The sequence below is a fragment of the Bacillus sp. CIS52 genome (assembly GCF_053545315.1).
The window spans coordinates 1990331-1997852 of sequence record NZ_JBIUFR010000001.1; the positions used below are offsets into that span (position 1 = coordinate 1990331).

Annotated in this window: 7 protein-coding genes and 1 riboswitch; of the genes, 5 read left to right on the forward strand and 2 right to left on the reverse strand. The window is 46.6% G+C overall.

What is annotated here, in order from left to right; translation table 11 throughout:
• The first annotated feature begins 161 nt into the window (after nt 1-161).
• From betB to ACH32G_RS09755, 3 genes are all read left to right on the forward strand, one after another.
• A complete protein-coding gene (gene betB, locus ACH32G_RS09745; RefSeq protein WP_448814267.1) occupies nt 162-1634 on the forward strand; it encodes a betaine-aldehyde dehydrogenase in 1473 nt (490 codons plus the stop codon).
• A 17-nt stretch (nt 1635-1651) separates the two neighbouring features.
• Nucleotides 1652-2860: a choline dehydrogenase gene (gene gbsB / locus ACH32G_RS09750; protein WP_448814268.1), complete on the forward strand. Its 1209-nt coding sequence runs from the start codon at nt 1652-1654 to the stop codon at nt 2858-2860.
• Between the two features lie 71 nt (nt 2861-2931).
• Complete coding sequence (locus tag ACH32G_RS09755; protein ID WP_016938180.1) at nt 2932-3513, forward strand: MOSC domain-containing protein; 582 nt, start codon at nt 2932-2934, stop codon at nt 3511-3513.
• Nucleotide 3514: 1 nt separating this feature from the next.
• Here ACH32G_RS09755 and ACH32G_RS09760 read toward each other — a convergent pair whose 3' ends face one another.
• The gene (locus tag ACH32G_RS09760; protein WP_095241438.1) at nt 3515-4003 is read right to left on the reverse strand and encodes a DinB family protein; all 489 of its coding nucleotides are present in this window, start codon (nt 4001-4003) and stop codon (nt 3515-3517) included.
• A gap of 145 nt (nt 4004-4148) precedes the next feature.
• Between ACH32G_RS09760 and ACH32G_RS09765 the strand changes: the two genes are divergently transcribed.
• Both ACH32G_RS09765 and ACH32G_RS09770 read left to right on the forward strand, forming a co-directional pair.
• Entirely contained in the window at nt 4149-4679 is a 531-nt protein-coding gene (locus ACH32G_RS09765) for an NfeD family protein (protein ID WP_448814269.1), read from the forward strand.
• Nucleotides 4680-4698: 19 nt separating this feature from the next.
• Complete coding sequence (locus ACH32G_RS09770; RefSeq protein WP_448814270.1) at nt 4699-6228, forward strand: flotillin family protein; 1530 nt, start codon at nt 4699-4701, stop codon at nt 6226-6228.
• Nucleotides 6229-6258: 30 nt separating this feature from the next.
• Here the strand turns inward: ACH32G_RS09770 and thiT are convergent, their stop codons facing one another.
• Nucleotides 6259-6840, reverse strand: a complete 582-nt coding sequence (gene thiT / locus ACH32G_RS09775; protein WP_016938183.1) for an energy-coupled thiamine transporter ThiT — start codon at nt 6838-6840, stop codon at nt 6259-6261.
• 100 nt (nt 6841-6940) lie between these two features.
• A riboswitch (TPP riboswitch) is annotated at nt 6941-7041 on the reverse strand.
• Between the last annotated feature and the right edge of the window lie 481 nt (nt 7042-7522).

A 7522-nucleotide genomic window follows, 5' to 3' on the forward strand; every position in this document is an offset into this window, starting at 1 on the left:
TCATTTCTTTATGTTCTTAATCTTAACGAATCATGGCAAAATGTCAAAACCTAAGCGGACAAACAAGGTTTTGACAGGTTAAAAAACATGTGTTAAATTAACATTGTTAAAAACATTAAATTTTTATTTAACAAACTTACTTTTCGGTAAGGAGGACTCTCATGAGCAAAACGCTTTATATCGGCGGCGAATGGATCAGTGCAGAAAAAAAGCAGACCCGCCGTATCATCAATCCATTTAATCAGGAAGAAATTGCAACAGTATGCGAAGGAGACCGGGACGATGCGGTGAAAGCCATCGCCGCAGCCAGAAAAGCATTTGATGAAGGGGAGTGGCCGGTGCTTTCCGGACTGGAGCGCGGTCAATTTGTTCTGAAAATTGCGGAATTAATCAGACGCGATCTGAACGAATTAGCTGAGCTGGAATCGCTGGACACAGGGAAAACCATTGAAGAAAGCAAAGCCGACATGGATGATATCGCAAATGTATTTCAGTATTATGCCGGTTTGGCTGATAAAGACGGAGGCGAGGTCATCTCATCTCCGATTCCCGATTCCGTAAGTAAAATCGTCAGAGAGCCAATCGGCGTATGCGGACAAATTACGCCATGGAACTATCCGCTCCTTCAGGCGAGCTGGAAAATCGCTCCCGCTCTTGCGGCTGGAAACACGATCGTTTTAAAGCCGAGCGAGATAACTCCGCTGACAACCATTAAAGTCTTTCAATTAATAGAAGAAGCCGGTATTCCGAAAGGAGCCGCCAATCTTGTGCTTGGACCGGGCGCTTCTGTCGGGGATGAGCTGGCGAGAAACCTTGACGTCGATTTGGTGTCCTTTACGGGCGGAATTGAAACAGGCAAAAAAATCATGCAGGCGGCAAGCGGCAATGTGAAAAAGATTGCCCTTGAGCTTGGCGGCAAAAATCCGAATATCGTGTTTAAAGATGCGGATCTCGAAACAGCTGCAGATCAAGCGCTCAACGCCGTGTTTTTTCATGCCGGCCAAGTTTGTTCTGCAGGCTCGCGCCTTTTAGTGGACGAAGCCATTCATGATGAATTTTTAGCCGAGCTGATCAAGCGCACGAAAAGCATCAAATTAGGAAACGGTTTTCATGAAGATACGGAAAGCGGTCCGCTGATTTCCGCCGAGCATCGGGCCAAAGTTGAAAAATACGTAGAAATCGGCATCGAAGAAGGGGCAAAGCTGGAAACAGGCGGCAAACGTCCTGATGATCCCGCTCTTCAAAACGGTTTCTTCTATGAACCTACTATTTTCTCAAACTGCAAGTCTGACATGAGAATTGTCCAAGAGGAAATCTTCGGCCCCGTTTTAACAGTCGAGTCATTCTCTTCTGAAGAAGAAGTGGTCAGACTCGCCAACGATACCATTTACGGGCTGGCCGGAGCGGTATGGTCAAAGGATATTGAAAAATGCGAACGCGTAGCCGCGAAACTGCGGATGGGTACGGTTTGGATCAATGATTTTCATCCGTATTTCGCGCAAGCGCCGTGGGGCGGGTACAAACAATCAGGCTTCGGCCGCGAACTCGGCAAAATCGGTCTGGAAGAGTACACGGAAGTCAAACATATTTACCGCAACACGAAACCCGCACCTGTTAACTGGTTTCAAGCATAACGAGGAGGAGATATAATATGACATTAAATATGAAAGTAGAAAGCATGCATAAATTCCATACATTCGAAATCCCGACAGTTATTAAGCACGGAATCGGCGCGATTCAGCATGCGGGAAAAGAAGTCAGAGCGCTTGGCGTCACAAAAGCGCTGCTCGTAACAGACCCGGGAATTTATAACGCGGGAGTGGCAAACCCGGTTATTGAATCCTTGCAGGAAGCGGACATCGAAGTCGTCCTGTTTAACAAAGTGGAGCCGAACCCGCCTGTACGTCTTGTGAACGAAGGATCTGAACTGTATAAAAAAGAAAACTGCAACGGCCTTGTGGCTGTCGGCGGCGGAAGCTCTATGGATACGGCGAAAGCGATCGGAGTAGAAGCGACACACGAAGGAAGCGTGCTTGATTATGAAGCAGCGGAAGGCAAAAAGCCGCTGGAAAACCGTATTCCTCCGCTGACAACGATCCCGACAACTGCCGGAACAGGTTCAGAGGTTACGCAATGGGCGGTCATTACGGACGAGGAAAGAGAATTTAAATTCAATACGGGCGGACCGCTTATCGCCGCGCATTTAACAGTCATTGATCCTGAGCTGCATACGTCCATGCCTCCGCATGTGACGGCTATGACAGGTATCGATGCCCTCGCGCACGCCATTGAGTGCTATACGATGAAATTCGCGCAGCCGATCACTGATGCTGTGGCTTTAATGGCAATTGAATATGCGGCGCATTATATTAAGCGTGCGTTCGCGGACGGAGAGGATTTGGAAGCGAGATACGGCATGGCGCAGGCGGCGATGCTTGCCGGACTTTCATACGGCAGTGAATCCGCAGGCGCTGCGCATGCAATGAGCCAGACACTCGGCGGCATCATTCCTGTCGCTCACGGGCAATGCGTCGCAGCTATGATGGGGCCGGTAATGGAATATAACTGGAAGGGATATCCGGAAAAATTTGCCCGCATCGCCAAAGCATTCGGAATCGATACAAGCAAAATGACAACCGAAGAAGCGGCCAAAGCGTCCGTCAATTGGATGTATGACCTTGTAAAAGATTTAGAGGTGCCGAGTTTAGAAGAACAAGGTGTGTCTCCGGACATGATTGAGCGTTTATCAAAAGAAGCCATGAAAGATCCGCAAACCTTCGGAAATCCAAGAGACTTGAATGAGAAAGCATACAACTGGATTTACAAACGCTGCTTTGACTTAACGCCGAAAACGGTATAATAATTGAACCCCGCTCCTTTACAGAGCGGGGTTTTTTAAGGATAATGTCAAGAAAAAGGCGGTGACGGGTGATGTGGAAGTGCATAACAGCAAAGGCGGAAGGCGTATATATAGCGGATACGGAACAATTTGTTACCAAAAAGATGGACAAGCTTCGGGCGGAATACGGCGGGTTTCCCGGTGACCTTCATTTCGGACTGACAAAAAAAGCCGGTGCGCGGGAGCCGATGTATCAAAGAGGGACGGAAATTTTTAACCGGAGACAAATTTCAATCGTGTCCATGGAGGAATGTGATGAGATTGCGGCGGCGATGGGGGTTTCTCATATCTTTCCCGAATGGCTCGGCGCTAATATCGCAATCAGCGGTTTTTCTGCACTGACGTCGCTTAAAGAAGGAAGCAGAATAATATTTCCAAGCGGTGCGTCTCTGTTGTGCGAGGGAGAAAATGATCCGTGCATTCAGCCGGGAGAAATCATTCAATCCTTTTACCCGGATCAGCCAAAACTCGCTGCGGCGTTTGTGAGGCATGCGATGGGCAGAAGGGGAATTGTGTGTATTGTTGAACGGCCGGGAGACATATGCACGGGTGATTCGGTCGACATTCATTCTTATGAACCGAAACGCGTCAAGAAAAAAATCGAAAAGGTCTGACTCAGACCTTCTCGATTTTTTGTTTGATTTCTTTTATTTGATTGATGTGACGCTTTTCATGATGGCCGATAAAATCAATCCACTGGCGGATCGTCAGTTCTTGAAAAACGGGATGCGGAAGCACCCGTTCAAAGTCTTCCTCGTTTAATGATGAAATAACGGCGGTCAGCTGCTGTCTTGCCGTATCTAATTCTTGTTTCGCTTCAATGACTGATATTCGGTTTTGCTCAGGTTCAAGCTGTGACGGCGCCGGCCGTTTATTTGTTCTGTCCTCTATAAACTCCATCGGTTTTTCTTCGATTTTTTTAAACGGTGCGTCTTTTGCCTGCTTTGATAAAAGACTCTGCGCTGATTCGTCAATTTTCTTTAAATGGTCAAGGACTTCGCGCACGCTCCATTCATCAGCCGCGGGCTTTTGGTTGAATTCCTCATCAGAGAGTCCTTTCAGTTCTTCCCAAGTCTGCTGTCTGGCTTCATTAAAAATGCTCATTCTATCTCCTCCTTTGGAGTAAACATACCATATCCGGATTGGATAATCATGTAATCAGCCTTATTTATCAGAAAATTGAAACCATTTCCCTTTACACCCGTATATAAAGTAACACTCCGAGACCCGGCCGAAAGGAGGAAAGTATGTGGACATATTTCATCTGCCGCTTGAAACGATCTATCTTTACACACTGATTATTGCGGGGAGCCTCACGCTTTTGATTCTGTTTTTTCAAGATGTGTTTCACGGCCTCTCGGAAGTCATTCCTGTTTCATTCGTAAATCCAACGTTGATTTTGTCGTTTTTGACCATCTTTTCAGCCTCAGGTTACATCGGCGAAATCGCAACTTCGCTTTCAAATCCTATCATTGCATTACTTTCATTTGTGCTTTCAGTTTTTTTGGTCAGCCTGCTTTACTTCTTCATCCTTGTACCGCTTTCATCAGCGGAAGAGTCGCTCGTATATCGGGAGTCGGATTTAAAGGGCAGAATCGGCAGGGTTATTACTTCCGTTCCGAAAGACGGCTATGGGGAAGTGATCATAGAGGGAATCGGAGGCGCCATTTCTAAATCTGCGGTCAGCTTTGATCAAGAACAGATCAAGTACGGAACGGACGTATTAGTGATTGATGTGAAAGACGGAGTGCTTTTTGTGACGCCGCATGAACCAATCTGATATCTAAGGGGGAGCTGTTATGACTATGCCGATCATCATCGTCATCGGAATTGTATTCTTTTTACTCATCGCACTTATTGCTGTATTTATTACGAAGTACCGGACAGCGGGGCCGGATGAAGCCCTTATCGTGACCGGAAGTTATTTGGGAAATAAGAACGTCCACATTGATGAAGGCGGAAATCGTCTGAAAATCGTCCGGGGCGGGGGAACGTTCGTGCTCCCGGTATTCCAGCAGGCAGAACCTCTCAGTTTACTGTCAAGCAAACTTGATGTCTCTACACCTGAAGTCTATACAGAACAAGGGGTGCCGGTAATGGCCGACGGAACCGCCATTATTAAAATCGGAGGCTCCATCGGTGAAATCGCCACAGCAGCTGAACAATTTTTGGGGAAATCCAAGGACGACCGTGAGCAGGAGGCGCGGGAGGTGCTGGAAGGCCATCTGCGCTCCATCCTCGGCTCCATGACCGTTGAAGAAATTTATAAAAACAGGGAAAAGTTTTCTCAGGAAGTCCAGCGGGTCGCGTCTCAGGATCTTGCCAAAATGGGGCTGATGATCGTTTCCTTTACGATTAAAGATGTCCGCGATAAAAATGGCTATCTAGAATCGTTAGGTAAGCCGAGAATCGCCCAAGTCAAGCGGGATGCGGACATTGCCACGGCAGAAGCGGATAAAGAGACGAGGATTAAACGCGCGGCCGCTGATAAAGACGCAAAAAAATCAGAGCTGGAGCGGGCGACGGAAATAGCTGAAGCGGAAAAAATCAATCAGCTGAAAATGGCGGAATACAGAAGAGAGCAGGACACAGCAAAAGCCAATGCCGACCAGGCATATGACCTCGAAACAGCAAAAGCCCGCCAGCAGGTGACAGAGCAGGAAATGCAGATTAAAATTATTGAGCGGCAAAAGCAGATTGAATTGGAAGAAAAAGAAATTCTCCGCCGTGAGCGCCAGTATGACTCTGAAGTGAAGAAAAAAGCCGATGCCGATCGTTATTCGGTAGAACAAGCGGCCGCAGCTGCAAAGGCGAAGCAGCTCGCAGAAGCAGATGCCGAACAGTATAGTATTGAAGCGATGGCCAAAGCGGAAGCTGAACGCGTGAGAATTGACGGTCTTGCTAAAGCGGAGGCTGAAAAGGCGAGAGGAAAAACCGAAGCAGAAGTCATCCGCCTGAAAGGTCTTGCGGAAGCGGAAGCTAAAGAGAAAATTGCTGAAGCCTTCGAAAAATACGGGCAGGCCGCAATCCTCGATATGATTGTGAAAATGCTGCCTGAGTATGCGAAGCAAGTCTCGGCGCCTCTTTCCAACATTGATAAAATAACGGTTGTTGATACGGGAGGAAGCGGTGAAAACGGCGGAGCCAATAAAGTCACGGGCTATGCAACCAATTTAATGGCCGGTCTTCAGGAAAGTTTAAAAGCATCTTCCGGAATCAATGTAAAAGAGATCATTGAGAATTTTTCAGGCAAAGGAAACATAAAACAAAGCATAAATGAACTTACAAAAGAACTGAGCGATTCGAAAGAAGAACGCAGCTCTGGATAAAAAAACAGCAGGCATAACCCGCCTGCTGTTTCAATTTGCCCGCTTGGATTCAAGAAGCCGCGGCGCTGTCATGAATAATAAGATAAGGACAATGGCTGAAAGGATAAAAGAAGGAATCATATAAGTCGCGTTGTAGACGAGCGAATAAATCCAGACCGGAGTGCCCTTCGGAGCATAGCTTCCGAAAAAGACCGCTCCGGAGATTACATGTGCCGCATACCGCAGTACACTGCCGATAAAAACGCCGCTTACCACATACACCGTTAATGCGCCTCTTTTTTTAGCCAATGCCGTTTCACGGACACCGGAAGCAAACAAGCCGCTGAAACCGAGAACTGCAAACGCCGCGATATAATCAAGAAATAGCTGCACCGGATGCTGCAAAAACAAATTGCCGATGGCGATCTGGACAATCCCTGTTAAAAAGCCTGTCGTAAGCCCGGCCTTCACTCCCCAGCGGAATGAAATCAAAAAAATCGGAATCATCATAATAGAGACTGATCCGCCTTGGGGCATCCGGAGAAACATACCTGACACAATGTCCAGAATGACGGCCGCTCCGGTCATAATCGCTATTTCTATTAAGCGCACAAGCTGTGTTGAATGATTCATAGTTTTCCCCCTGCTCAGACAACCGTATCAAGGATAAACAAAAAAGCAGCGCGGGGAAGGATGGGAAAAGGTCCGCGCGCTGCTTACATAAACTGCAAATCATTTGGCTTTGCCACATCCCTACGCCAGCGTTAACTAACAGGTTCAAAGGGTCAGAACAAAACGTTCACTCTCAGCTTTAATGCTCCCCTTGTGGTCATCAAGTATTTAGTTCAATCTTACTATACAAGAAAATATACCAAACCACAAGACTGCATTCTTTCTATAGAAGAGAAACTGAAATAAGTATGAAAGAAAATAAACGGAGACTTTTTTTAAAAAAACTATTGTCATACTTTCAAAAGGGTGTTATATTATTAAACGTCGCTGATGAACAGCAGACAAAACAAAAAGCTTCGAAAACGACTTGAAAAAAGTTGTTGACATAAAAGAAGCTGAGTGGTAAGATAATAAAGCTGCTTCGACAAGCGGTAATGATCTTTGAAAACTAAACAAGACAAAACGTACCTGTTAATTCAAAGTTTTAAATAAATCGCACAGTGATGTGCGTAGTCAGTCAAACTAAGGTCTGCACGATGCAGATCACACAGACGTTACTGCAGGATGCAGTGAACTTAGTCTGTGATCCATTTATCGGAGAGTTTGATCCTGGCTCAGGACGAACGCTGGCGGCGTGCCTAAT